The sequence below is a fragment of the Streptomyces sp. Ag82_O1-12 genome (assembly GCF_900182715.1).
Classification (GTDB): Bacteria; Actinomycetota; Actinomycetes; order Streptomycetales; family Streptomycetaceae; genus Streptomyces; species Streptomyces massasporeus.
Genome location: NZ_FXUW01000001.1, coordinates 1,928,520 through 1,954,409 on the forward strand (window position 1 = coordinate 1,928,520; position 25,890 = coordinate 1,954,409).

Below are 25,890 nucleotides of genomic sequence, written 5' to 3' on the forward strand. Positions count from 1 at the left end.
CACCAGGGCGGGCGGGCAGAGAACGGGCCCGCCCGCTCGGGCATTCGGGCATGACCCGGAGAGGGCAGGGAAGCGCCCTCAGGGGCGCGGAGAACCGCGCGACCAGCCACAACGCATCCGCAGACGCCCACGGCCTCCCCTCGCCGCTCCGCGCACCCGCACGACCGAACGGGCACATCCGGGCAGGATCACGCCCGCAACAGACCTGGTCACCGCGGAACACCCGCTGTAGAACTTCCCCCAAGGCCCCACCGAGGGCCCGAACGGGCAGCACAGCAGGAAGGCGGGTGACGGTCATGGACAGGACGGCGGAAGAACGCCGGCGCGACATCGTGCTGGCCGCGCGGCGCGACGGCTCGGTCGACGTCACCGCCCTCGCCGCGGAACTGGGCGTGGCCAAGGAGACCGTACGAAGGGACCTGCGCGTCCTGGAGGACCACGGCCTGCTCCGCCGCACCCACGGTGGCGCCTACCCCGTCGAGAGCGCCGGCTTCGAGACGACGCTCGCCTTCCGGGCCACCAGTCACGTCCCCGAGAAGCGCCGGGTCGCGGCCGCCGCGGCCGAACTGCTCGGCGACGCCGAGACCGTGTTCGTCGACGAGGGCTACACCCCGCAGCTCATCGCCGAGGCACTCCCCCGGGGCCGGCCGCTGACCGTGGTCACCGCGTCCCTGCCCGTCGCGGGCGCACTCGCCGAGGCCGAGCAGGTCTCCGTGCTGCTGCTCGGCGGCCGGGTGCGGCGCGGCACCCTCGCCACCGTCGACCACTGGACGACGAAGATGCTGGCCGGCTTCGTCGTCGACCTGGCCTTCATCGGCGCCAACGGCATCTCCCGCGAACACGGCCTCACCACCCCCGACCCGGCCGTCAGCGAGGTCAAGGCCCAGGCGATCCGGGCCGCCCGGCGCGTGGTCTTCGCCGGCGTGCACACCAAGTTCGGAGCGGTCAGCTTCTGCCGGTTCGCCGAGGTGGGCACGCTGGAGACGATCGTGACGAGCACCCTGCTGCCGGCCGCCGAGGCCCACCGCTACTCACTGCTCGGGCCCCAGGTCGTCCGGGTCTGACACACCGCACCGACGTCCCCCACCGGGCGCAGCCACGCCCTGTGCTGCCCCTTATCTCCCCATACATCCAGGAGCGATCCATGCGAACCCAGAGCCGACGACGGCCACCGCGAGCCCCGCTCGCCCTGGCCGCCGCAGGGACGCTGCTCGCCCCGCTGCTCTCCGGCTGCTGGGTCGGCGCGGGCGGGGCCGGATCCGGCGGCGACGCCATCAACGTCCTGATGGTCAACAACCCCCAGATGGTCGAGCTGCAGAAGCTGACTCGCGCCCACTTCACCAAGGAGACGGGCATCAAGGTCAACTTCACGGTCCTGCCCGAGAACGACGTCCGCGACAAGATCAGTCAGGACTTCGCCAACCAGGCCGGCCAGTACGACGTGGCCACCCTGTCCAACTACGAGATACCGATCTACGCCCGCAACGGCTGGCTGCACGAGATGAACGGCTACGTCGCCGAGGACCCGGCCTACGACGAGCAGGACGTCCTGAAGCCGATGCGCCAGTCCCTCACCGCGGACGACGGCAAGCTCTACGGCCAGCCCTTCTACGGCGAGTCCTCGTTCCTCATGTACCGCAAGGACATCTTCGAGAAGAAGGGCCTGACGATGCCCGAGCGCCCCACCTGGCAGCAGGTGGCGGACCTCGCGGCGAAGGCCGACGGCGCCGAACCGGGCATGAAGGGCATCTGCCTGCGCGGCCTGCCCGGCTGGGGCGAGGTGATGGCCCCGCTCACCACGGTCGTCAACACCTTCGGCGGCACCTGGTTCGACAAGGACTGGAAGGCGCGGCTCGACTCCCCCGCCTTCGAAAAGGCGACGAAGTTCTATGTCGACCTGGTGCGCGGGCACGGCGAGTCCGGCGCCGCCCAGGCCGGCTTCGCCGAGTGCCTGAACAACATGACCCAGGGCAAGGTCGCCATGTGGTACGACGCCACCTCCGCGGCCGGATCCCTGGAGGCGGCGAACTCCCCGGTCAAGGGCAAGGTCGGCTACGCCCCCGCTCCCGTCGAGAAGACCGAGTCCTCCGGCTGGCTCTACACCTGGGCCTGGGGCATCCAGCAGGCCTCCCGCAACCCGGACAACGCCTGGAAGTTCGTCTCCTGGGCGTCCGGAAAGGGCTACGAGGAGCTGGTCGGCGACCAGGTGGGCTGGTCGAACGTCCCGGCCGGCAAACGGGCGTCGACCTACGCCAACGCCGACTACCGCAAGGAGGCCGGGGCCTTCCAGGAGATGACCAAGGAGGCCATCGAGCGGGCCCGCCCGACCGACCCCGGCGTGCAGCCGCGGCCCGCTCCCGGCATCCAGTTCGTCGGCATCCCCGAGTTCACCGACCTCGGCACCAAGGTCTCCCAGGAGATCAGCGCGGCCATCGCCGGACGCCAGTCCGTCGAGTCGGCCCTGAAGAAGTCCCAGGCGCTCGCCGAGAAGATCTCCGAGGAGTACGAGGGACGATGACCGCCACGACAACGGCCCCCGCGGCCTCCCCCGAGCTCCGCACCCCGGTCCGCCGGCCCTCCGCCCGGCTGCGCGCCTGGGCCACCCGGGCCCCGCTGCTGCCCGCCCTGATCTTCATGATCGTCGTCACCCAGCTGCCCTTCGTGGCCACGCTGGTGATCTCGTTCTTCGACTGGAACTCCCTGTATCCCGACGCCCGGCACTTCACCGGCGTCGACAACTACCAGGAGGTCCTCACCGACCCGGACCTGCGCCACTCGGTGTGGACGACCGTGCTGCTGACGGTGGCGGTGGTGCTGGCCAGCCTGGTCCTGGGACTCGCGCTCGCCCTGCTGCTGGACCGGAGGTTCCGGGGCCGCGGCATCGTCCGCACCCTGCTGATCGCGCCGTTCCTGGTGGTGCCGGTCGCGGCCGCCCTGCTCTGGAAGCATGTGCTCTACAACCCTGAATACGGCCTGTTCAATGGGTTGTTGCACTATGTGGGCGGCCCACAGCCCGACTGGATCTCGAACACCCCGCTGCTCGCGGTCGAGGCGTCCCTCGTCTGGCAGTGGACACCGTTCATGATGCTGATCCTGCTGGCCGGACTGCAGAGCCGCGACCACGAGCAGATCGAGGCGGCCCGGGTCGACGGCGCGAGCGACTGGCAGATCTTCGTCCATCTGACGCTGCCGCACCTGCGCCGCTACCTCGAACTGGGCGCCCTGCTGGGCTCGATCTACATCGTGCAGAACTTCGACGCGGTCTTCACGATCACGTCCGGGGGCCTCGGCACCGCCAACCTCCCCTACACCGTCTACCAGAGCTTCTACCAGGCCCACGAGAACGGCCTCGCCTCGGCCGCGGGCGTCCTGGTGGTCATCGGCTCGATCGTCATCGCCACCTTCGCCCTGCGCGTGGTGTCGTCCCTGTTCCGCGAGGAGGTGTCCCGCGCATGAGCACGACCGCACTGCGTGCCCGCCGTGTCCGTGGCCAGGGTGCGGGCCTGGGCCTGCTGGCCTGGCTGCTCGGCATCGCGTTCTTCCTGCCCATCGCGTGGATGGCGCTGACGTCCTTCCACTCGGAGACGGACGCGGCGACCAACCCGCCGTCCTTCGCGGCCGCGCTCACCCTGGACGGCTACCGCGAGTTCTTCGGCGCGGGCGGCGGCGCGAGCCCCTGGCCGGCCCTGATCAACTCGACGGTCGCCTCGCTGGCGTCGACCCTGCTGGTCCTGCTGCTGGCCTTCCCGGCGGCGTACGCACTGTCCGTCAACCGCGTCCGCAAGTGGACGGACGTGCTGTTCTTCTTCCTCTCCACGAAGATGCTGCCGGCCGTGGCGGGCCTGCTGCCGATCTACCTGTTCGCCAAGAACGCCGGGATGCTCGACAACATCTGGCTGCTGGTCATCCTCTACACGTCCATGAACCTGCCGATCGCGGTGTGGATGATGCAGTCCTTCCTCGCCGAGATCCCGGTCGCGGTGATCGAGGCGGCGAAGGTGGACGGGGCCCGGCTGCCCACGATCCTCGCGCGCGTGGTCGCCCCGATCTCCCTCCCCGGTATCGCCGCCACCGCCCTGATCTGCTTCATCTTCAGCTGGAACGAGCTGCTGTTCGCCCGGGTGCTCACGGGTGTGGTCGCCGAGACCGCGCCCGTCTTCCTGACCGGCTTCATCACCAGCCAGGGCCTGTTCCTGGCGAAGGTGTGCGCCGCGTCGCTCGTCATCTCCCTGCCGGTGCTCGCCGCGGGGTTCGCCGCCCAGGACAAGCTGGTCCAGGGCCTGTCGTTGGGAGCCGTGAAATGAAGGCCGCCGTCATCGAGTCCGTGGGCAAGGCCGTCGTCGCCGAGGTCCCCGACCCGACGCCCGGCCCGCGCGAGGTCGTCGTCGAGGTCGCGGCCTGCGGCCTGTGCGGAACCGATCTGCACATCCTCCAGGGCGAGTTCGCCCCGAAGCTGCCGATCGTGCCCGGGCACGAGTTCGCGGGCGAGGTGGTCGGGGTCGGCACCCGGGTCACGGAGGTGGCGGTGGGCGACCGGGTCGCCGTCGACCCGTCCCTGTACTGCTACGAGTGCCGCTACTGCCGTACCGGCCACAACAACCTCTGCGAACGCTGGGCGGCGATCGGCGTGACGACGGCCGGGGGCGCGGCGCAGTACGCCGTCGCCCCGGTGGCGAACTGCGTGAAGCTCCCGGAACACGTCCGCACCGAGGACGCCGCCCTCGTGGAACCGCTGTCCTGCGCGGTACGCGGCTACGACGTGCTCCAGTCCCGCCTCGGCGCGCACGTCCTGATCTACGGCTCCGGCACCATGGGCCTGATGATGCTGGAGCTGGCCAAGCGCACCGGCGCGGCGAGCGTGGACATCGTCGACGTGAACCCGGCCCGCCTGGAGACCGCCCGCGGCCTCGGCGTCTCGGCGTCGGCGGCGAACCCCGACGAACTGGACCGTCCACAGGGCTGGGACCTGGTCGTCGACGCCACGGGCAACGCGGCGGCGATCCAGGACGGCCTGGACCGGGTGGCGAAGGCGGGCACGTTCCTGCAGTTCGGCGTGGCCGACTACGCGACGCGCGTGACGATCGACCCGTACCGCATCTACAACCAGGAGATCACCATCACGGGCTCGATGGCGGTGCTGCACAGCTTCGAGCGGGCGGCGGAGCTCTTCGCGAACGGTGTCCTCGACCCGGACGTCTTCATCAGCGACCGCATCCCGCTGGAGCGCTACCCCCAGGCGCTGGACCAGTTCGCGGCGGGCGTCGGCCGCAAGATCGTGGTCGTGCCGTAGGGGGGAAAGGACCACCGCGGGCGGGGGCGGGCGAAATTCGCTGGGGCGCCTGCTCCCCGCCTCTTACCCTCACGGCATGCCGAGACCTCATGGATTCACCTACGAGCAGCACGCGGGCGGCTCCGTCCGCATCAGCCACCACGGCCGCCCCGCCACCACCCTGAACGGCCCCCGCGCCGCGCAGTTCCTCGCCGAGGCCGAGACCTCCGACCCCCAGCTCGTCATGGCCCGCTGGACGGGCAACTACAAGCGCGGCAACGAACGCACCGCCCGGGATCACCCCCGCAATCGCCGGTGACCCGATTGGCGGCAAGGTAAGGGAACGGCAAAACCGCTTCGCTCGTTCACCCGGCATGACAGCTATGACCCCCGGCTCGAACATCCCCCTGTCCGCCGCCCGCGTGACGGTGGACGTCGCCGCTCCGGTGCGGCTCGACGTATCGGGCCTGCTGCTCACCGCCGACGGCAAGGTGCGCTCCGACGACGACTTCATCTTCTACAACCAGCCGTCGGGCCCGGGCGTGACATACCGCTCGGGCGGTGGCAGCGCGCCCGACGCGATCGTGGTCGACACCACGGCCCTTCCCCCCGGCATCGAGAAGATCGTCGTCACGGCGAGCCCGGACGCCGCGGGCCAGACCTTCCGCGGCATCGAGCCGACGGCCACGATCCGCAGCGCGGACGACAACTCCGTCCTGGCCTCCTTCACGCCCCCGCAGCTCGGCGACGAGACGGCCCTGGTCATCGTGGAGGTCTACCAGCGAGGCGGGCAGTGGAAGGCCCGCGCCGTCGGCCAGGGTTACGCCAACGGCCTGGCGGGCATCGCCACGGACTTCGGGGTCACGGTGGAGGAACCGGCCGCCGCCGCCCCGCCGCAGCCGGTGACCCCGCCGCCGGCCCCGGTGCAGCCGCCCGCCCCGCCCGTCTCCACCCCCGCCGCGCCCCCGGCCGCCCCGGCCACACCTCCCCCGCCCGCACCCGGCGCCGGGAAGATCAACCTCGACAAGGGGCGCGTCAGCCTCCAGAAGAACCAGACGGTCTCCTTGATCAAGGGCGGCCAGCCCCTGCTCTCCCAGGTCCGCATGGGTCTCGGCTGGGAGCCGGCCTACCGCGGCAAGGACATCGACCTGGACGCCTCGGTCATCGCCTACGGGCCGCAGCGCAACCACATCGACAGCTGCTACTTCGGCAAGCTCCAGATCGTGGGCGGCGCGATCCAGCACTCCGGCGACAACCTCACGGGCGAGGGCGGCGGGGACGACGAGACCATCATGGTCGACCTCGGCCGACTGCCCCAGGAGGTCACGGGCCTGGTCTTCGTTGTGAACTCCTTCTCCGGCCAGAAGTTCACCGAGGTCGCCAAGGCCTACTGCCGCCTCCTGGACGGCACGACCGGCGAGGAACTGGTCCGCTTCGACCTCACCGGCGCCGAACCGCAGACCGGCGTCCTGATGGCCAAGCTCATCCGCCAGTACTCCGGCGAGTGGGAGATGACCGCCATGGGCGACTTCGTGAAGTCCCGCACGGTGAGGGGCATGGTGAAGCCGGCGGCGCAGGCGCTCTGACCCGCCACCGGACCGGACTCCGCGGACGCCCCCTCACCAGGGGGCGTCCGGCTCACCACGTCAGCGGCGCCCCGCGCCCAGCCCCTCCATCAACAGCGTCAGATACCGCCGGAGGTGCCGGTCCTCCCCGTCGGCCAGTTCCGACGCCGTCGCCATCCCATGAGCCAGCCGCAGCACATCGCCCGGCTCGACGTCCGCCCGCAGCGTGCCCTCTTCCTGCGCCGCCCGGACCAGCCGCCCCGCCGCGGCCCTGACCGAGTCGCCGCAGGCCGTGTTCACGAGGGAGCCGGAGTCCGTCACGGCCGGACCCAGCAGCGCCTTCAGCCCCCGCATCCGGATCATCCCGGCGCCCAGTTCGTACAGCCACTCCCCCAGCGCCGCGCCCGGCGGCAGTTCGTCCGCCAGCACACCGGCCCGGGCCGCGATCGCCTCGACACGGTCCAGATACGCGGCCTCCAGCAACGCCTGCCGGGTCGGGAAATGCCGGTACAGCGTGCCGGAGCCGACCCCGGCACGCTTGGCGATGTCGTCGAGCGAGGCGCCCTCCCCGTGCTCGGCGAAGGCCTCCGCGGCGACCGTCAGCAACCGCTCGTGATTGCGCCGGGCATCCGCCCGCATGGGCCTGACCTGCGCCACGCGACCTCTCCTCACGAACCGGGGACTTTCTTGGCACTCTACCGAGACGGCGCGCCGGCACCCGGCTCCTACATCTTCATCGCCCCCGCCGCCAGGTCCCGCAGGAAGTGCCGCGCCCCGAACAGGAACATCACGATCAACGGGATGACACTCATCAGCGCACCGGCCATCACCAGGGCGTAGTCCGCGTTGTAGAGGACGTTCAGGTTCGCCAGCGCCACCTGGAGTGTGACCTTCTCCGGGTCGATCATCACGACCAGGGGCCAGATGTAGTCGTTCCAGAGGCCGATGAACGTGAAGATGCCGAGGAACGCCAGGGCCGGGCGGAAGAGCGGCAGGGCGACCTGCCCGTAGAGGCGGAAGAAGCCGGCGCCGTCGATGCGCCCGGCGTCCAGCAGTTCGTCGGGCAGGGAGTTCTGCGCGTACTGGCGCATCCAGAAGATGCCGAAGGCGTTGGCCGCGCCGGGGACGATCAGCGCCTTCAGCGAGCCGGCCCAGCCGAACTCGGCGATGGTGACGAACTGCGGCACCAGGGACAGCTGCGCGGGGATCATGTACGTGACCAGCAGCATGCCGAAGAGGAACTTCTTCGCCGGGAACTCGTACTTGGCGAAGGCGAAGGCCGCCAGCGAGTCGAAGAACAGCACGAGCGCGGTGCCGACGACGGCCACCACGACCGTGTTGAACAGCGAGCCGAAGAAGTCGATCGTGTCGAGCACCCGGCTCATGTTGTCCAGCAGATGCGGGCCCGGCACCAGCTTGGGCGGGTAGTCGTAGATGTCCTGGGTCGTGCCGGAGGCCATCACCACCAGCCAGTAGAAGGGGAACAGCGACATCAGCACACCGAGCAGCAGCACGCCCCGGACGCAGATCCGGGAGAGCCTGCTGCCGGAGCCGATCGCGAGCCCCGCGTGTCCGGTCGCCCGGCGTTCAGCGGCCATCACGAGCCCCCTTGCGGCGCAGCAGTCCGGCGATGCCGGGCCGGCGGTCGTCGCGGTCGGAGCCGGACACCAGCCGCCAGTTGATGATCGTGAACACCGCGATGATGGCGAAGAGCAGCCAGCCCATCGCGGCGCCGTAGCCGAACTGGTGCTCCTTGAAGGCCTTCTGCCACAGATAGAGCACGATGGTCATCCCTTCCTGACCCGGTCCGCCCGTGGTTCCGACGTCGGTCGACTGGAAGAGCACCTGGGACTCGGTGAAGATCTGCAGGCCGTTGATGGTGGAGGTGACCGCGGCGAAGAGGACCACCGGACGCAGCTGCGGCACCACGACCCGGAACAGGGTCTGCCAACTGTTCGCGCCGTCCACGCGCGCGGCCTCGAAGTGCTCGGTGGGGATGGCCTGGAGCCCCGCGAGGAAGATCAGCGCGTTGTAGCCGACCCACCGCCAGATGATCATGATGGACACCGACGACTTGATGCCCCACTCGGAGGACAGCCAGCCGATGCCGTCCAGCCCGACGGCCCTGAGCAGCGCGTTGGCGAGACCCGCCTGGGCGAAGACCGAGCCGAAGACGATGGTCATGGCGACCATCGAGGTGACGTTGGGGATGAAGTACGCCACCCGGTAGGCCCCGGCGAAGCGGACCTGCGAGTGCAGCAGGAACGCCAGCACGAGCGCCAGGAAGAGCATCGGCACCGTCGACAGGAACCAGATCTCGAAGGTGTTGAGCACCGAGTGCCAGAAGACCGAGTCCTTCAGCAGCCAGCCGTACTGCTTGAGCCCCACGAAGCGCATGTCCCCGATGCCGTCCCAGTCCTGGAAGGACAGGTACATGGAGAAGACCACGGGAAAGGCGCCGAAGACGGCGAACAGCGCGTAGAACGGCGAGATGGCGAGCAGCGGCGGGACATACCTCCGGTGTCCGGGAGGGGTGGATCCCCCACGGCGATCGGTATGCCGCTCGCCGGCCGCCGGCGCACCGGCCGGGTCGAGAACCGTGGTCATGTCAGCTCACCCCCAGCCGTGTCAGCGCGGTCTCGGCCGTGTTCACGGCGTCCCGCCAGGCCCGCTCGGGGTTCTTGCCGAGCGTCTCGACATTGGTCAGCTCCTGGAAGAACGGGGTTTTGGCGGTCTCCTCGTAGGGGCTGAAGTAGACGATGGGCGCCTTTTGGGCGGCCGGGCCGAAGACGTCGATGGGCTGCTGGCCGCCGAAGAAGGGGTCGGGCGTGCGCATCGCCGGGTCGGCGTAGGAGGCGGGGGTGGTGGGGAACAGGGCCATCTCCTGGTAGCTCTTGAGCTGGTTCGCCGGGCTGAGCAGCCACGTCAGGAAGGCGAAGGCCGCCTCCGGTTCCCGGCAGTAGCGGGTCAACGTCACGTAGGAGCCGCCGTAGTTGCAGGGGCCGTCCGGCAGCGTGGTCAGCCGCCAGGACCCCGAGGTCTTCGGCGCGGTGTCCTTCAGGCCGTTGATGGCCCACACGGCCGTGGTCATGGTGGCGACCCGGCCGCCGCTCATGGCCGCGTTGAAGTCGGGCGTGCCGTCCGTGATCCGGGCGCTGAGGCCCTGGCGAAGGATGTCCACCGACAGGTCCCAGGCGCGCCGGATGTGCTCCTGGTCGCCGATGAAGCGGTTGTCGGCGTCCACGAACTGCTTCGGGCTCTGCAGCAGCACCTGCTGGAAGACGTTGCCGATGTTGCTCACGAGGCAGGGCTTGCCCGGCCCCTTCCGCCGCAGCGTCCGTCCGGCGGCGATGAACTCCTCCCACGTGGAGAGCTTCTCGGCGACATCCGCCGGCTCGTGGGGCAGCCCGGCCCGCTCGAACAGATCGCGGCGGTAGTAGAGCGCCGTGGGACCGGCGTCGAGGGGAAAGCCGATCATCCGGCCCGTCGGCGTGAAGCAGGCCTTCCACTTCCAGTCGAGGTAGCGGTCGCGGACGGACTCGGCGCCGAGGTCCCGCAGGTCGAGGAACTCGTCCTCGTCCGGGAAGAACGTGGCGAGGCTGTCGTTGTTGACGACCGTCAGGTCCGGAACGTAGGCGCGGGCGGCCAGACTTGTGCGCACCTTGGAGTCGATGTCGCCGTCCGGGACCTGGGAGCTCTTCACCTTCAGCCCCGGGACGCCGGGGACGCCGCGCCGGGCGGTGGCGAGCAGCTTGTCGCTGAGTGAGCCCTTCCAGTACCAGAGGCTGAGGTGGTCGGAGCCGGCGGACGCGGATCCCTCGGCGGTCCCGCATCCCGAGAGCGTCAGCAGGCCGGCGCCCGCGCCGCCCAGGGAGGCCCCCAGAAAGCGTCTGCGGGACATCGTTCGGTGTTCCATGGGCGCGCACTCGCTTTCCGGGCGTGCCGCGGCCGAGGCACAGCGCTGCCGCGGGCCCGTTCGCACAGGGGTGGGGGGAATGCTTCCGGGATGAGGAAGCGAAGACAACGATGTCGGCGGGCGGCTGGTGGTCGGGCCGACGATCTCGCGGGGGGGGATTCCGAGCGCCCGTGAACGTTCACGTGAGCGCTGCCGTCGAGTATCAGGGGGCTCGAAATCCGGTGTCAAGGGAACGGCCGGGCTGATCCATCGGGCCGGTCAGGCGGAGTCGCGCACCACGAGTTCGGGTGTCACCCACGCGTCCGCGCCCCGCAGCGGCTCCTCCCCCGCGCGCAGGCGGGCCACCTGCTCCACGGCCAGCCGCCCCAACTGCCGCTTGTCGATGTGCAGGGTGGTCAGGGCGGGTTCGACGAGCTCGCCCAGCGAGAGGCCGTCGAAGCCGAGCACGGCCAGGTCGCCCGGAACGCTCCGGCCATTGCGGCGAGCGGCACGCATCGCCCCGACCGCGATCAGGTCGTTGAAGCCGAAGACCGCGGTGACGTCGGGCCGCTGGGCCAGCAGCCGCTCCATGCCGGCCTCGCCACCGGCCACGCTGTGCTCGGGGCACACCACGACCCAGTCCTCGTCGACCGGCAGACCGAGCCGCCGTGCCTGCTCCACGAAGGCCTGTCTGCGGGGGCCGGGGCCGTGCACACCGTCCAGCATGCCGATCCTGCGGTGCCCGGCGCGGAACAGATGGTCCATGCCCTGCTCGACACCGGAGGCGGCGTCGATGCCCACGGCCGCGAACCGGGTCTGCTGCGGGCCGCGCTCCAGCAGCACCAGCGGCACGCCCCCGAGGTGCCGGGTGAGCACGTCGTCCGGGTCCTTGAAGTAGCCGACGACCGCGTCCGCCTGGTGGGAGAGCACGTCGAGCGCCTCCCGTTCCCTGGCCTCGTCGATCCGGGAGTCCCACACCACGACCTGCCAGCCCCGCTGCTCGGCCGCCTCCAGCACTCCGGCGGCCACCTCGGGGAAGAACGGATTGCGCAGGTCCGGGATGACCAGACCGGCCGTCACCGCGCCCTTCTGGACGAGTCCGCGCGCGAACCGGCTGGGCCGGTAGTCCAGGAGCCGCGCCGCCTCGAGGACCCGCTCCTTGGTGCCGGGGTCGATCTCACCCTTGTCGTTGACCGCCCGCGAGACCGTCTGACGCGACACCCCGGCGAGCCGTGCGACGTCGTGGATCGTGGCCCGGCGCCGGGCACCGTCGGACCGCTCTGCACGCTGATTGTCCGTCCACACGTCCAGCACTGTATCCGTCCCCGAACCCTGCCCGGCAGGGGAAGCCGGACGGACGCCCTCCGCCACAGACGCCACCGCGCTCCCGCACCCGCGTACGGCGAGAAGGGGCCGTGTCGGGGGGTGTCCGCCCGCAGCGGTTGGCGCGTCAACGGACAGTAAGTCGGTGTGAGGGTCCATCGCGCCGTTCCGAGAACGGACACCCCCCGGCGCGGCCCCGACCCACACCCACGGTCAGGCGAAACGAGCGCCGCCGCACCCGGCACCGCCCCGCCCGGCATCCACCGCCCCGTCACTCTCCGAGCTCGGTGAAGAGCGTCAGCTGAAGCGCACCAGGCGCTTCGAGCCGGGAGTTCAGGGAGTTCCACGGAGTGCGTGTCGGCTCGGCCACGACCTCGGCCCCCGCGGCGGCCAGCTTCGCCGTCGTGGCGATGGAGTCGTCCACCTGGAAGGCGACCCGGATGTGCCCGGCCACCCGCCGCCCCACCTCCACCTCGTCGATGAACGCGGCGTGGTTCGGGTCGGTCAGCTCCAGGGTGGCCCGCCCGGCGTCGAGGATCGTGACCCGCCCGTCCTCCGAGGCGAACGCGCCCTGCTCGGTCAGGCCGAGCACGTCCCGGTAGAAGTGCAGCGCGGCGTCGTAGTCCTCGGCGGTGACGACCAGGCGCAGTTCGCGGACGGCGGGCTGATCGGACATGGCGGCTCCTCCAGGACGTCGACTGACCGCCACAACCCGAGGGCCTGCCGGATGATTCCCCCACACCCTCCACCCCCCGCAGCCCCCGCCGATCAGAACAACGCGCTGTAAGCGTTGAGCGCTGGCTGCCCACCCAGATGGGCGTAGAGCACCGTGGCGTCGGAGCCGATCTCGCCCTTCGACACCAGGTCGATCATCCCGGCCATGGACTTGCCCTCGTAGACGGGGTCGGTGACCATCCCCTCCGTCCGGGCGGCGAGCCGCATCGCCGCCAGGGTGGTCTCGTCGGGGACGCCGTAGACACCCGCGTGGTACCGCTCGTCGAGTTCGACGTCGGACTCGGTCAACTCGCGCTTCAAGCCGATGAGCTGCCCGGTGCTGTCGGCGATACGGGCGATCTGGCCGCGGGTCGCGGCCGGTTTCGCCGAGGCGTCGATGCCGAGCACACGCCGGGCCATCCCACCCGCCTCCTCCAGCGCGGCGAACCCGGCGACCATGCCGGCCTGGGTCGACCCGGTCACCGAGCACACCACGACGGTGTCGAAGAAGACGCCCAGCTCCCGCTCCTGCTCGGCGACCTCGTACGCCCAGCCGGCGAAGCCGAGTCCGCCGAGCGGATGGTCGGAGGCCCCGGCCGGGATGGCGTACGGCTTCCCGCCGCCCTCCTCGACCTCCCTGAGCGCCCGCTCCCAGCTCTCCTTGAAGCCGATGCCGAACCCGGCCTTCACCAGCCGCACATCGGCCCCGGCGAGCCGGCTGATCAGGATGTTGCCGACCTTGTCGTACACGGCGTCGGGCCAGTCCACCCAACTTTCCTGCACGAGGACGCACTTGAGCCCGGCCCGGGCGGCGACGGCCGCGACCTGACGGGTGTGGTTGGACTGCACGCCACCGATCGACACGAGGGTGTCGCAGCCCTGGGCGAGCGCGTCGGCGACCAGGTACTCCAGCTTGCGGGTCTTGTTGCCGCCGTACGCCACACCGGAGTTGCAGTCCTCGCGCTTGGCCCAGAGGGAGGCGCCGCCGAGATGCGCGGTGAGCCGCTCCAGGGGGTGCACGGGCGAGGGCCCGAAGAGCAGGGGGTAACGCTCGTACGAGGAAAGGGACATGAGTCCTCCCGGGTAGGTCTGGATCGATACCGGCCGGTGCCCCACCGGTCTCAGCCGGTGCCGGCCGGTCTCAGTCGGCGAGTTCCTCGAGCCCTCGCCAGATCTCCGCCGTGACGAGCACCGCCGCGTCCACGTCACCGGCCGCGCAGGCCCCGATCAGCCGCTCGTGCATCCCGGAGGATCGGCAGCTGCCGCCCTCGCCGAAGCGCCGTCGCTCCAGGCGGCGGATGAGCGGGGTGTAGCGGGCGACGGTCGCGGCAGCCGCGCGGTTGCCGCTCACCCGGACGAGGACGTCGTGCAGGTCGTCGTCGGCCCGCAGCGCCGCGTCCACGTCTCCGGCGGACACGGCGGCGGCGAACCGCTCGTTCGCGGCGCGCATCACCGTGAGGTCGGCGGCACCCAGCCGGGGCACGGCCACCCTCGTCACGAGTTCGTGCAGGGCCCCCACGACGGCGGCGGCGTCCCGGACGTCGGAAGCCACGAGCGGGGTCACGCGGGTGTAGCTCTGCGGCTTGCTCTCCAGCAGCCCGTCGTCCACCAGCCGGGAGAACGCATCGCGCACCGGCGCCCGGGACAGCCCGAGCCGCTCCGCGAGCTCGGCGTCGCGCACCACCGCGCCGGGCTCGATCTCCCCAGCCACGATGGCGTCCCTGATCGCCTCGTACGCACGGTCCCTGAGCAAGGTCCGGGGCACGGGCCGGATGGCGTCCACAGACTGAAATGTTAAATGTCAGCTGCGTCGCCGACAAGGGAGTGACCCTGGCATGCGTTGGCCACCTGCTCGGGGACCGAGGCGTCCGGTCACTCGGCTACTGAACTTCCTGCGACAGCGCGCAATCTGCCACCGCTGCGGAGGTCGCATCGCCTGCCCCCGTGACCAGGCCATTGACCACGAACAGGCCGGAAGGATTCACAGCGACGCCGTGCACGAGGCGGACACCTACTGAGGAAATGCTCTTGACGCGATCCAGAGCCACGGACTCGTCATAGCCGTGCATCTCACTGCGTGCCGGAGCAACGTGCCCGACCGTGGACCTCAGCCTCTGCAGCCTGGACGCCTTGTACCCAATGCGAAGGTCCAACAGCCCGGCGACACGAACGAGGGCAGTGGCTCGTGAAATCTCGACGCGCTGAATCGGGCGTCGGCTCGTGATGACGTAACCGCTGATCGAGCGTGCGGGCTCCTGCTGCCTTCTGGCCTCCCGCACCCTGTTGGCGACTCCCAAGCGCAAGAGAGCGTCGGACACCTGCATGGCGAGCGGAGGGGACACTGTGGCGAACTCGACGGAGCCGTGCTTCGTGCCCCGAGGATTGACCCTTTCTCGAACACAGCCATCGGTGTCAATGAGTCCGGAAAGGCATCCGATCCAGAAGTCACGGCTGAACGGGACAGCGGGCAACTGCTTCTCATCGCATCGCTGGCCCCAGACGCCGAAGCGCCGCAGACAGTCTGTTACCGGGTTGCGCCGCCCCGCCCTGAAGGGAAAGCGCAGGCGCACGATCGAGCCCTGCGGAATTTCACGCACGCCGCATCCGTGTTCCACAGCGAACTGCCGCATGAATTCCACGGCACCATCCCGCGGGTCTCCGTGAAACTCCGGAGTGCAGGACGTCATCCCACCGTCCCCGAGCATGGCGCCGACGAAGTACCCCTCGCGGGCACTGCCCTCCGTCCCGAAAAATGCAGCGGACAACGGAAACGGCACACGGTCACCCGGAACCAGATCAACGCTGCGCTTCCACTGCCACGCCTTCCGTCCCGTCCGCCTTTGCGTCACCCACGGCTGGCTGGACGCTGCTTCGACAACGCGGCCGGACGCGAATCCGATTCTCATCACCTCTTGGGACGTGCCACCGAAAGCAGCGTCCGGTACCCGGGCAACGAGTTCACCGACCGAATGATCTCGCGGGCCCTGGTTCGCTCCGTACCGAACCGGCCTGGTGTCCCACTGCTTGCTGAAGGAAAGGACAGGGAGGCGCTGAGCGACCACGTCCTCGACCGCGCGCACCGATCCGTCGGGCAGCCACACGCGCGAGCCCTCGACAAGCCCGCCGTGCCAGACCGCATCCACAGCCCACCCCCACATCGAGCGACAACCAGCGCGAGTGACAAACACTATTGCGATGCAGGAGTGATCTGGGAAAAACGATCAGTAGCCACTCGTGTGAGGGACTGTGCCCCTCACCGGCGCTGGCGCTTCCAGGGACCGGTGATGGCGAGCATGATGCCGGGCGTCTGGATGTTGGCGTAGAGGGTCCGGCCGTCCGGAGAGAAGGTGACGCCGGTGAACTCGCTGTATTCCGGCTCCTCTTCGGTGCCGATGTTCAGCTCGTTGCGGGCGATCGGGTAGGTGCGTCCGCTGTCGGTGGCGCCGAACAGGTGCTGCACGCCTTCCCCGTCCTCGGCGATGACGAGGCCGCCGTACGGGGAGACGGTGATGTTGTCCGGACCGTCGAACGCCCCGTCCTTCGACGGGTCGGGGTTCACTCCGAGCAGGACCTTGAGTGTCAGCGTGCGGCGCTTGGGGTCGTAGAACCAGACCTGGCCGTCGTGCCGGACCGGGCTCTCCTCACGGGCGTAGGAGGAGACGATGTAGGCACCGCCGTCGCCCCACCACATGCCCTCCAGCTTGCGGGCGCGGGTGACCTCGCCGTCCTTGAACTGCTTGCGCACGGGCGTGGTGCGGGCGTCGCGGTCGGGGACGTCCACCCAGTCGACGCCGTACACGGTGCCGATCTTCGTGGCGCGGGACAGGTCGTCGACGAACGTGCCGCCGGAGTCGAAGCACTTGGGCGCCTGGAGCACGCCGGCGTCGTCGGCGAGCCCCCGGAACTTCCCGGGGCCGTACTCGAAGCCGCGGGGCGGGGTCCAGCGGAAGAAGAGGCCGTTGGGGCCGGAGGCGTCCTCGGTGAGGTAGGCGTGGCCGCGCTTGGGGTCGATGACGACGGCCTCGTGGTCGTAGCGGCCGAAGAACTTCAGCGGCTTGGGACCGCGATTGGCGCGCCGGTCGCACGGATCGACCTCGAACACGTAACCGTGGTCCTTGGTCATGCCGTTGACGCCGGCCTTGTCGGAGTTCTCCTCGCAGGTGAGCCAGGTTCCCCAGGGGGTGGCGCCGCCCGCGCAGTTGGTGGAGGTGCCGGCGATGCCGACCCATTCCGCGACCCGTCCGTCGGGCCGCACCTCGACGACGGTGCAGCCGCCGGCGGCCGCGGGGTCGTAGACGAGGCCCTCGGTGAGGGGCACCGGGTGCTCCCAGTTGGCGCGTGGGCCCTTCAGCTCGTGGTTGTTGACGAGCAGGGTGGTGCCGCGGGGGCCGTCGAAGGCGGCGGTGCCGTCGTGGTTGGACGGCGTGGACTCGCCGGACTCCAGCTTGGTTGTGCCGCTGTGGGTGATGACCCGGTACGCGAAGCCGGCGGGCAGGGCGAGGATGCCCTCGGGGTCCGGGACGAGCGGCCCGTAGCCGACTCCGTGCCGGGCGTCCGCCGACCGGTCCCCCGCGCTGCCGGTGTCGTCGGAGGCGAGGGCGTTCGGCGCGGTGGCGAGGGCGCCGACACTGCCCGCCAGCGCGACACCGGCACCGGTGATCGCGGAGTTTCTGGCGAAGTCCCTACGGGTGAGCGACATGGTGTCTCCTGTGACGGTGGTTATGCCGTGGAGGGTGGCGGACCTCGTTCGGCGAAACCGTCCCGCTCGTCCATGAACGCCGGTTGAACAACACCCCAGGGGCGCGGGGAACTGCGCGACAAGCCGAAACGACGCGGCACCCGCGAGACGGGATCAACCCCCCTGTTGGGATCGCGCCTTGAACGCCGCCTTCCGCGCTTCCTTCGCCACCTTCTTGTCGGGATGCAACCGCCCCATGGCCTCCAGCACATCAGCGGTCGCAGGATGGTCGACCCGCCACACCGCCGCGAAGAACCCCCTGTGCTGTTGCGCAAGCCCCTGCACCAAGGCCCGCAGCTCCTCGGAGTTCCCTTCCGCCGCGAGCTGCGCGGCCACCGTGTCGATGGTCAGCCAGTACACCATCGCCTCGGACGGCGCGGGCACATCCACCGCGCCGTTCTCGGTCAGCCACACCCGCGCGAGGCCGCCCAGTTCGGCGTCGTCGAGCACCTCCCGCAGTGCGGGCTCGGCCGAGGCCCCCACCAGCGACAGGGCCTGCTGGCACCGCAGCCGCCGCAGCGGCGCCCCGGCGTCGGAGCCCCGGGCCGCGGCGAGCAACTCCCGCGCCGCGCCCAGCGACTCCCGCCGCCGGAGCCACTGCTCGGTCTCGGCCTGCGCGGCACCGGGCGGGAACTCGGCCGTGCCGTCGAGCAGTACGTCGGCGCCCTTGTCGGCGAGGTCCCCGACGGCCGGCACCTCGTACCCGGCCTCCATCAGCCGTGCGCGCATGCCGTACAGCCCGAGCGGGGTGAGCCGGACCATGCCGTACCGGGACACGTCGGTGTCGTCGACGGGTGCCGCGGGCTCCTCGTCGGCGTCGGCCATGAGCGCCTCGTCGACCGGCTGGTACGCGACGAACCCCATCGGCTCCAGCATCCGGAACTGGTCGTCCAGCCGCATCATGGCGTCGGACACCTGCTCCAGGACGTCGTTGGTGGGCTCGCCCATGTCGCTGGGCACGATCACCGAGGCGGCCAGCGCGGGCAGCGGCACCGGGGCGCCGTCGGGTGCGTCGTCGCCGGCGGTCAGGAGGTAGAGGTTGCCGAGGACGCCGTCGAGGAACTCGGCCTCGGCCTCGGGGTCCCAGTCGAGGGAGGAGAGGTCGACCTCGCCGTCCTCGTCCACGAGCCCGTCCAGGTCGGGCACGCTCGCGTCGGCTAGCACGGTCTCCAGGGCGGCGAGCCACACGGCGAGCACGTCCTGCGGGGAGCCACCGGTGAGCAGGGCCAGGTCCTCACCGGCCGTCACGGTGCCTTCCTCCTCGTCGACGATCTCGACGAGCCCGGCGTCCACGGCGACCCGCCACGCCTCGCTCGCGTCGGCGGCGGCGTCGTCCCCGCTCAGTCCGAGCGCCTCGACGGCCGCGGGCAGCTGCTCGTCGACGAGCCCGCCCCCGGCGTCGACACGGGTGTCCGGCCCGGCCCAGCGGGCGAGCCGGGCGGCCCGGGACAACAACGGCGTGGACAGGGCGTCGCGCGCCAGCTCCGCTTCGGGGTGCAGCCGCACCGGCGGCAGGGGGGAGCTGTCTGACATCGGCTGTTTCTCCTAGGGCGCCTCATACGACTCAGCCGCTCAGCCTAGACGGATTTCCACCCATGCCGCCCACTTCATCTCCCCGTCAGCCGCCGTACATGGCCGAAACCTTGACAAGTGACATGAGCAGGCTGGAGATTGACGCGCGTAGAAGTCGGCGGACACTTGTTCACCGGGCCGGCCCCACCCGGTCCGCCCGTCCCCTCCTTCTACGCGCGTCACCGCATCCGCCCCACAGGTAGCGACAGCCAGCCATTCCACACGTGTCCGCCCTCGTCCCGGCGCCCTGTCACGTCCCCGGAGGGAATCCCGTTGCCGAGCAAGTCGTCCGCGCGTCTCGCCGCGCTCACCGTCGCCGCCGCGTGTTCCGCGGCATCCACGATCGTCCTCACCAGCCCCGCGCACGCGGAGTCGGTCCGCATCCACGACATCCAGGGCAGCACCCGGATGTCCCCGTACGCCGGCCGGCAGGTGACGGACGTGGCCGGAATCGTCACCGGCATCCGGACCTACGGCTCCTCCCGCGGCTTCTGGATCCAGGACCCGAGCCCGGACGCCGACCCGGCGACCAGCGAGGGCGTGTTCGTCTTCACCAGCTCGGCCCCGAAGGGGGTCGCCGTCGGTGACTCCGTCACGGTCGCCGGCACGGTCTCGGAGTACGTCCCCGGCGGCGCGACCTCCGGCAACCAGTCGCTGACGGAGATCACCAAGCCGACGACCACGGTCGTCTCCAGCGGCAACGCGCTCCCCGCCGCCACGGCGATCACCTCACGCTCGGTCCCGGCCGCCTACGCACCGGCCGGCGACAGCGCCGCGAACGGCTCGGTCAACACGCTCCCGCTGAAGCCCTCGAAGTACGCACTCGACTACTACGAGGCGCTGGAGGGCATGTCCGTACGGGTCACCGACACCCGCGTCGTCGGCGCCACCGACCCGTACACCGAGCTCTGGGTGACGGTGAAGCCGCACGAGAACCGCAACCGCGACGGCGGCACGGTCTACGGCTCCTACGACGACCAGAACTCCGGCCGCCTCCAGATCCAGTCCCTCGGTGCGACGGCGGAGTTCCCCAAGGCGAACGTGGGCGACACCCTCGCCGGCATCACCGCGGGCCCCCTGGACTACAACCAGTTCGGTGGCTACACCCTGGTCGCGAGCGAACTCGGCACCCTGAAGAGCGCGGGCCTGGAGCGCGAGACGACCCGCAAGCAGCGCTCCTCCGAACTCGCGGTCGCCACCTACAACGTCGAGAACCTCGACCCGACCGACGACACGTTCGCCGCCCACGCCTCGGCGATCGTGCACCACCTGAAGTCGCCCGACATCGTGTCCCTGGAGGAGATCCAGGACAACAACGGCGCGAAGAACGACGGCACCGTCGCCGCCGACCAGACGCTGACCAAGCTGATCGACGCGATCGTCGCGGCCGGCGGCCCCAAGTACGACTGGCGCTCGATCGACCCAGCGGACAACACCGACGGCGGCGAGCCGGGCGGCAACATCCGCCAGGCCTTCCTGTTCAACCCGGAGCGGGTCTCGTTCACGGATCACCCCGGCGGCGACGCCACCACGGCCACCGCCGTGACGAAGATCCGCGGCAAGGCCCACCTCACCCTCAGCCCCGGCCGCATCGCCCCCGCCGACGAGGCCTGGAAGAGCAGCCGCAAGCCGCTGGCCGGCGAGTTCGTCTTCCGCGGCCGCACGGTCTTCGTGATCGCCAACCACTTCAACTCCAAGGGCGGCGACCAGGGCCTGACTTCCCAGTACCAGCCGCCGTCCCGCAGCTCCGAGACGCAGCGCCACCAGCAGGCCACCCTGGTGAACGCCTTCGTCAAGGACATCCTCGACACCCAGAAGAACGCGGACGTCATCGCGCTGGGCGACATCAACGACTTCGAGTTCTCGAAGACCGCACAGCTCCTCGAGGGCCGCGGCGAGCTCTGGTCGGCGGTCAAGTCACTCCCCCGCAGCGAGCGTTACTCGTACGTCTACCAGGGCAACAGCCAGGTCCTCGACCAGATCCTGATCAGCCCGTCGATCCGCCGCGACTGCGACTTCGAGTACGACAGCGTGCACGTCAACGCGGAGTTCAACGACCAGATCAGCGACCACGACCCGCAGGTCCTGCGCTTCCGCCCGTAACACCCGTCAGGAGCCGGCCGGGAAGGACAAGACCCGGCCGGCCCCTCCATGCTCACCCAGGCACCAGCCCCAGGGCACCCTCGTACCGGCTGCCGACGCTCCCCTTCAGACCCGGATACGTCCGCACCCGCTCCCACCCCTCACTCGACGGCGCGGCGAGAGCCCGGTCGTAGTCGTCGGCACTGGCCCACTCCGCGTAGTTCAGCACGTGTCCGCCGTCCGTACTCAGATGGAAGTGCGCGGACACCAGCCCGGCGTGCCCCTCCGGGTCGTCGTCCAGGGCCTTCACCACGAGATCGACCCACTCCTCCCGACGCTCCTCAGCCTCGAAGTCGACCCGCACGGTGACGATCAGCCCCGGCACCCTCGCGTCTCCCACGGCGCGCTCCCGGCTCCGGTACCGCCGGTACCGCCCGAGCCCGACCCGCTCGATGCCCGGTACGGCGGTGTCGATCTCGTCGACGCGCTCCTGCCGGTGTGTCTTCACGAACGACTCGTAGGCGTGCTCGACGGTCCACTGCGAGTAGTGCATCAGGGTGGACCCGTCGTGCCCCGCGTACACGTAATACCCCAGCAGATCCTTGGCGGGCCAGGGCCGCCGCTCCCAAGTACGCCCGATGGCCTCCACCGTCCGCCGCTGCCGCTCGGGGGTGTCCACCCGCCACGTACTGAAGCAGGGAGCACCGACGCGGGGGTCGGTGAGGTCGGGATGCTGCTCGGTTCGACGGCTCATGAACACTCCAGTCGTAGCGCCGGTCGCGAACACACCCCACCTTTCAACCTCGACCAAGCTTGAGGTCAAGAGGCGACAGAACGACGTCACAACTGGAGCCAGCCGGGTCCGCAGCCCGGCGTAACGGGATGCCACCCCAGCGGCACGCATGCCCGCAGCGGGGGCGGAAGCCACGACGCGCCCGCACCCGCGTACGGCGAGAAGGGGCCGTGTCGGGGGGTGTCCGCCCGCAGCGGTTGGCGCGTCAACGGACAGTCAGTCGGTATGAAGGCCCATCGCGCCGTTCCGAGGACGGACACCCCCCGGCGCGGCCCCGACCCACCCCCACCGCGACAGCGAAACGCACGCGCACCCCCACCCACCGCGAAGTCGAAACGACCGCACACCCCCACCCACCGCGAAGTCGAAACGACCGCACACCCCCACCGGCGTCAACGATGCCCGTGCGCATGCCTCCACCGCACCACCCCGACAGCCACCACGGCCCCCGCCGCCCCAGCTACCAGCACCGGCTTCGGATGCCGCATCCCGGCCTGGACAACGGTCCGCACCGGCCCGGGCCCCGCATGCGTCGCCCTGTCGTGCACGGAGTGCCCCGCCTGCGCGGCGCTGCTCCGCAACTGCACCGTCATCGCCCCGGCCTTGTCCCGCAGATCGGCGGCCCGCGCCCGCGCACGCCCCTTCACGTCCGCCTTCCCCGCCAACTCCTCCACCGTGTTGCCCAGTTCACTACGGGTCCGCTCGATCTGCCGCCGCAGCTCATCGGGCCCCTTCGCCCCACCCGTCGCGTCCGTCATCGATGCGCCCTCTCCTTGATCTCCTCCATGTCCGCCCTGACACTCCCGAGAGCCTGCTCAGGCGTAGGCGGCGTGGCCCGCCGCAGCTGCGCCCGCCCGGTCGCCGCCAGCACGGCCGCGATCACGAACAGCACCCCCGTCACGATCAGCGCCGCGGCCCACACCGGCAGCACCAGCGAGAGCGCCGCGACACCCGCACCGGACAGAACGAGCAGCCCGGCGTACGCGACGGCGCCCGCCGCCCCGAGCAGCCCGCCGCCGCGCCCCGCACGCCGCCCCTTCTCGGCCAGCTCCTCCTTGGCGAGTGCCACTTCCTGCCGCATGAGCGTGGAGAGCTGCTCCGTGGCCTGCCCGACGAGCTCACCCACGGAGCGGCGCTCGTCGTGCACGGCCCGGTGATCGATGGTCCCGGTCACGGTTCCGCCTCCTCCCGAAGTCAGGACCAGCCGAGTACCCGAACGACCCCGCGGCTATCCCAGCGGAGACGACTACCCGCACCGTGCCGCCAACTATTAACCAATACTTACCAATACTCGGTAACAAAATTAAGTGGAGCTACACAAACATCGAGCCGAGACTACCCCCATGACCACATCGCCACCACCACCGCCACCACCGCCACCGCCACCGCCACCGCCACCCGCACCACTCCTAGGCCGCACCCTCTGCGCCATGATCACCCCCTTCACGCCGTCCGGAACCCTGGACCTCGACGGCGCCCAGCACCTCGCCACCCACCTCGTGGCGAACGGCTGCGACGGCCTGATCCTCTCCGGCACGACGGGCGAGTCCCCCACCACCACGGACGCCGAGAAGTCGGCCCTCGTGGCTGCCGTCAAGGAGGCGGTGGGCGACCGGGCGAAGGTCGTGGCAGGCATCGGCACCCCCGACACCCGGCACACCACAGAACTGGCCCGGGAGGCCGAGAAGGCGGGCGCGGACGGCCTGTTGGTGGTGTCGCCGTACTACAGCAGACCCCCGCAGGACGCGATCGAGGCCCACTTCCGAGAGATCGCGGACGCCTGCGAACTCCCGCTCATGCTCTACGACATCCCGGCCCGCACCGGCACCCGCATCGAACCGGAGACGATCCTCCGCCTCGCCGACCACCCCGGGATCGTCGCGGTCAAGGACTGCTCCCAGGACTTCCTGGGAGCCCAGAAGGTACTGGCCCGCACCGCCCTGGCGTACTACGCGGGCTGCGACGAACACAACCTCGCGCTGTACGCCGTGGGCGGCACCGGGTACGTCAGCACGGTCGCGAACGTGATCCCGGCCCACCTCCGAGCAGTCCTGGACGCGTTCGACGCGGGTGACACGGCCCGGGCGGCCCGCCTCCAGCAGCAGGCGATCCCCCTCATCGAGGCGATCATGTCGGCGGGCCTGCCGGGCACCGTCACGGTCAAGGCTCTCCTCGGCGAACTGACCCTCCCCGCGGGCCCCGTCCGCCGCCCCCTTCGGCCCGCCGACCGCAGCACGACCGACGAGCTACGGGCGCTCCGCGAAGACCTGGTCAGCGGATGATCACCGCTCCGCGAACACGGCTCCCACCGCCCCTTGGTGTTGTCCTTGGGCGACCGGAAGTCGCTGAGCGGGATCGTCTGACAAGAACGGGGACGGCCCGCGCCGCAGTTCCCTGCGGCACGGGCCATCCCGTCTGTCTGCCTGCCTGATCCGCGCGTTCAGTTCCAGGCGTACCCGTCGCCGAACAGCAGCGTGTGCTCCAGCACGTCCTCCGCCGGGTCGTCGATCTGACCGACGTTGACGTTGATCAGACCGACCCGGTGGCCGTTGTGCGAGCCGGTGTTGGTCTCGTCGGCGTGCGCGGCCCCCGCGGGGAGCCAGCACACCGCCAGCGCCGCGACCACTCCGGCCAGCCGGCGCGCCCCGGCCCGCCCCCGCTCGTTCCTCATGCCCCGGTCCTCGTTTCGTCGGTTCGGCGTCTGATCGGACACTGCGTCCACCCGTTCATCTGCCAAAACCATCGTGAGGTCACGCCGGGTCATCCGTACGGGAAGGCCCGGGGCCGTCAGTTGTGGCTGTGGAGGATCTCGTTCAGGCCGCCCCACACCGCGTTGTTCGGCCGGGCCTCGACCGTGCCGGTGACCGAGTTGCGGCGGAAGAGGATGTTGGAGGCGCCGGAGAGGTCGCGGGCCTTGACGATCTGCCCGTCGGGCATGGTGACGCGGGTGCCGGCGGTGACGTAGAGGCCGGCCTCGATGACGCACTCGTCGCCGAGCGCGATGCCCACGCCCGCCTCGGCGCCGATCAGGCAACGCTCGCCGACGGAGATGATGACGTTGCCGCCGCCGGACAGGGTGCCCATGGTGGAGGCGCCGCCGCCGATGTCCGAACCGTCGCCGATCACGACGCCGGCGGAGATACGGCCCTCGACCATCGACGTGCCGAGCGTGCCGGCGTTGAAGTTGACGAAGCCCTCGTGCATGACGGTGGTGCCCTCGGCGAGGTGCGCGCCGAGGCGGACCCGGTCGGCGTCGGCGATCCGGACGCCCTTGGGGGCCACGTAGTCCGTCATGCGCGGGAACTTGTCGACGGAGGTCACCTGGAGGTGCAGACCCTCGGCGCGGGCGTTCAGCCGCACCTTCTCGAGGTCGTCGACGGCGACCGGGCCGAGCGAGGTCCAGGCGACGTTGGCGAGGAAGCCGAACTGGCCCTCCAGGCTCAGGCCGTGCGGCTTGACCAGACGGTGGGAGAGCAGGTGCAGACGCAGGTAGACGTCGTGCGCGTCGACCGGCTTCTCGTCGAGCGAGGCGATGACCGAGCGGACCGCGACCACCTCGACGCCCCGGCGGGCGTCCGGGCCGATCGCCGCGGTCGCGCCACCGCCGAGCAGCTCCGCGGCACGCTCGGCGGACAGCCGCTCGGTGCCGGACGGGCCGGGCTGGTCGGCCAGCTCGGGCGCGGGGAACCAGGTGTCGAGAACGGTGCCGTCGGCGGCGATCGTGGCGAGGCCGGCGGCCACCGCGCCGGTGGTGCGAGGAGCAGTCGTGTCGGTCATGAGGGCAACCTAACCGGCGGACGCCGATGGACGCGAACCGGTGTGGGGGCGTCTCACGGGACGGGCGGTATCCGCACCGGCGAAGACCCCCTCAACAGCACGTACACCCACCCGGGGGCGCCTCGCTCACGGACGCCCCAGCCGGACTGGTCCCGCCTGGAA

25 protein-coding genes are annotated in these 25,890 nt (G+C 70.5%); 9 read left to right on the forward strand and 16 right to left on the reverse strand.

What is annotated here, in order from left to right; genetic code table 11:
- Positions 1-296 precede the first annotated feature (296 nt).
- From QOL88_RS08900 to QOL88_RS08930, 7 genes are all read left to right on the forward strand, one after another.
- Positions 297-1,064 (forward strand): DeoR/GlpR family DNA-binding transcription regulator, encoded by a 768-nt coding sequence (locus QOL88_RS08900; RefSeq protein ID WP_097222914.1) that lies wholly within the window; start codon positions 297-299, stop codon positions 1,062-1,064.
- Positions 1,065-1,144: 80 nt separating this feature from the next.
- Positions 1,145-2,518 carry an ABC transporter substrate-binding protein gene (locus QOL88_RS08905; protein WP_097215909.1) on the forward strand — a complete coding sequence of 458 codons (1,374 nt, stop codon included), beginning with the start codon at positions 1,145-1,147 and terminating at the stop codon, positions 2,516-2,518.
- A complete protein-coding gene (locus QOL88_RS08910) occupies positions 2,515-3,456 on the forward strand; it encodes a carbohydrate ABC transporter permease (protein ID WP_097215910.1) in 942 nt (313 codons plus the stop codon). Before QOL88_RS08905 ends, QOL88_RS08910 begins: the two co-directional genes overlap by 4 nt.
- Positions 3,453-4,304 carry a carbohydrate ABC transporter permease gene (locus QOL88_RS08915; protein ID WP_097215911.1) on the forward strand — a complete coding sequence of 284 codons (852 nt, stop codon included), beginning with the start codon at positions 3,453-3,455 and terminating at the stop codon, positions 4,302-4,304. The genes QOL88_RS08910 and QOL88_RS08915 overlap by 4 nt, the downstream gene beginning before the upstream one ends.
- Positions 4,301-5,290 carry a zinc-dependent alcohol dehydrogenase family protein gene (locus QOL88_RS08920; RefSeq protein ID WP_097215912.1) on the forward strand — a complete coding sequence of 330 codons (990 nt, stop codon included), beginning with the start codon at positions 4,301-4,303 and terminating at the stop codon, positions 5,288-5,290. Before QOL88_RS08915 ends, QOL88_RS08920 begins: the two co-directional genes overlap by 4 nt.
- A gap of 76 nt (positions 5,291-5,366) precedes the next feature.
- On the forward strand, positions 5,367-5,588 hold the full coding sequence (locus QOL88_RS08925; protein ID WP_097215913.1) for a hypothetical protein: 222 nt from the start codon (positions 5,367-5,369) through the stop codon (positions 5,586-5,588).
- Positions 5,589-5,652: 64 nt separating this feature from the next.
- A complete protein-coding gene (locus QOL88_RS08930) occupies positions 5,653-6,855 on the forward strand; it encodes a TerD family protein (RefSeq protein ID WP_097215914.1) in 1,203 nt (400 codons plus the stop codon).
- Between the two features lie 60 nt (positions 6,856-6,915).
- Here QOL88_RS08930 and QOL88_RS08935 read toward each other — a convergent pair whose 3' ends face one another.
- The 11 genes from QOL88_RS08935 to QOL88_RS08985 all read right to left on the reverse strand — a co-directional run bounded on the left by QOL88_RS08935 (position 6,916) and on the right by QOL88_RS08985 (position 19,037).
- The gene (locus QOL88_RS08935; protein WP_179878808.1) at positions 6,916-7,491 is read right to left on the reverse strand and encodes a TetR/AcrR family transcriptional regulator; all 576 of its coding nucleotides are present in this window, start codon (positions 7,489-7,491) and stop codon (positions 6,916-6,918) included.
- A gap of 68 nt (positions 7,492-7,559) precedes the next feature.
- The gene (locus QOL88_RS08940) at positions 7,560-8,432 is read right to left on the reverse strand and encodes a carbohydrate ABC transporter permease (protein ID WP_097215916.1); all 873 of its coding nucleotides are present in this window, start codon (positions 8,430-8,432) and stop codon (positions 7,560-7,562) included.
- Positions 8,422-9,441, reverse strand: coding sequence for a carbohydrate ABC transporter permease (locus QOL88_RS08945; RefSeq protein WP_097215917.1), 1,020 nt, complete (start codon positions 9,439-9,441; stop codon positions 8,422-8,424). The genes QOL88_RS08940 and QOL88_RS08945 overlap by 11 nt, the downstream gene beginning before the upstream one ends.
- Before the next feature lies 1 nt (position 9,442).
- Positions 9,443-10,735, reverse strand: a complete 1,293-nt coding sequence (locus tag QOL88_RS08950) for an ABC transporter substrate-binding protein (protein ID WP_097215918.1) — start codon at positions 10,733-10,735, stop codon at positions 9,443-9,445.
- Between the two features lie 273 nt (positions 10,736-11,008).
- Positions 11,009-12,034 carry a LacI family DNA-binding transcriptional regulator gene (locus QOL88_RS08955; protein WP_097222915.1) on the reverse strand — a complete coding sequence of 342 codons (1,026 nt, stop codon included), beginning with the start codon at positions 12,032-12,034 and terminating at the stop codon, positions 11,009-11,011.
- 289 nt (positions 12,035-12,323) lie between these two features.
- Positions 12,324-12,728, reverse strand: coding sequence for a VOC family protein (locus QOL88_RS08960; protein WP_097215919.1), 405 nt, complete (start codon positions 12,726-12,728; stop codon positions 12,324-12,326).
- A gap of 92 nt (positions 12,729-12,820) precedes the next feature.
- Positions 12,821-13,837, reverse strand: coding sequence for a 1-aminocyclopropane-1-carboxylate deaminase (locus QOL88_RS08965; protein WP_097215920.1), 1,017 nt, complete (start codon positions 13,835-13,837; stop codon positions 12,821-12,823).
- 70 nt (positions 13,838-13,907) lie between these two features.
- On the reverse strand, positions 13,908-14,549 hold the full coding sequence (locus QOL88_RS08970) for a GntR family transcriptional regulator (RefSeq protein ID WP_097215921.1): 642 nt from the start codon (positions 14,547-14,549) through the stop codon (positions 13,908-13,910).
- 97 nt (positions 14,550-14,646) lie between these two features.
- Entirely contained in the window at positions 14,647-15,909 is a 1,263-nt protein-coding gene (locus tag QOL88_RS08975) for an LAGLIDADG family homing endonuclease (RefSeq protein WP_179878809.1), read from the reverse strand.
- A 110-nt stretch (positions 15,910-16,019) separates the two neighbouring features.
- Positions 16,020-17,465, reverse strand: coding sequence for an alkaline phosphatase PhoX (locus QOL88_RS08980; RefSeq protein WP_097215923.1), 1,446 nt, complete (start codon positions 17,463-17,465; stop codon positions 16,020-16,022).
- A 153-nt stretch (positions 17,466-17,618) separates the two neighbouring features.
- Positions 17,619-19,037, reverse strand: coding sequence for a hypothetical protein (locus tag QOL88_RS08985; protein ID WP_097215924.1), 1,419 nt, complete (start codon positions 19,035-19,037; stop codon positions 17,619-17,621).
- Positions 19,038-19,349: 312 nt separating this feature from the next.
- Here QOL88_RS08985 and QOL88_RS08990 point away from each other — a divergent pair, with 312 nt between their 5' ends.
- The gene (locus QOL88_RS08990; protein ID WP_097215925.1) at positions 19,350-21,179 is read left to right on the forward strand and encodes a DUF8508 domain-containing protein; all 1,830 of its coding nucleotides are present in this window, start codon (positions 19,350-19,352) and stop codon (positions 21,177-21,179) included.
- 52 nt (positions 21,180-21,231) lie between these two features.
- Here QOL88_RS08990 and QOL88_RS08995 read toward each other — a convergent pair whose 3' ends face one another.
- From QOL88_RS08995 to QOL88_RS09005, 3 genes are all read right to left on the reverse strand, one after another.
- A complete protein-coding gene (locus QOL88_RS08995) occupies positions 21,232-21,912 on the reverse strand; it encodes an antibiotic biosynthesis monooxygenase (RefSeq protein ID WP_097215926.1) in 681 nt (226 codons plus the stop codon).
- A 431-nt stretch (positions 21,913-22,343) separates the two neighbouring features.
- Positions 22,344-22,709, reverse strand: a complete 366-nt coding sequence (locus QOL88_RS09000; RefSeq protein WP_097215927.1) for a DUF3618 domain-containing protein — start codon at positions 22,707-22,709, stop codon at positions 22,344-22,346.
- Complete coding sequence (locus QOL88_RS09005) at positions 22,706-23,125, reverse strand: phage holin family protein (RefSeq protein ID WP_097215928.1); 420 nt, start codon at positions 23,123-23,125, stop codon at positions 22,706-22,708. The genes QOL88_RS09000 and QOL88_RS09005 overlap by 4 nt, the downstream gene beginning before the upstream one ends.
- A 169-nt stretch (positions 23,126-23,294) precedes the next feature.
- Here QOL88_RS09005 and dapA point away from each other — a divergent pair, with 169 nt between their 5' ends.
- Positions 23,295-24,233 (forward strand): 4-hydroxy-tetrahydrodipicolinate synthase, encoded by a 939-nt coding sequence (gene dapA / locus QOL88_RS09010; protein ID WP_179878810.1) that lies wholly within the window; start codon positions 23,295-23,297, stop codon positions 24,231-24,233.
- Positions 24,234-24,391: 158 nt separating this feature from the next.
- On the opposite strand, the gene QOL88_RS09015 is transcribed toward dapA, so the two are convergent.
- Positions 24,392-24,622 (reverse strand): hypothetical protein, encoded by a 231-nt coding sequence (locus QOL88_RS09015; protein ID WP_097215930.1) that lies wholly within the window; start codon positions 24,620-24,622, stop codon positions 24,392-24,394.
- A 116-nt stretch (positions 24,623-24,738) separates the two neighbouring features.
- Positions 24,739-25,728, reverse strand: a complete 990-nt coding sequence (gene dapD, locus QOL88_RS09020; protein ID WP_097215931.1) for a 2,3,4,5-tetrahydropyridine-2,6-dicarboxylate N-succinyltransferase — start codon at positions 25,726-25,728, stop codon at positions 24,739-24,741.
- Positions 25,729-25,890: the final 162 nt, after the last annotated feature.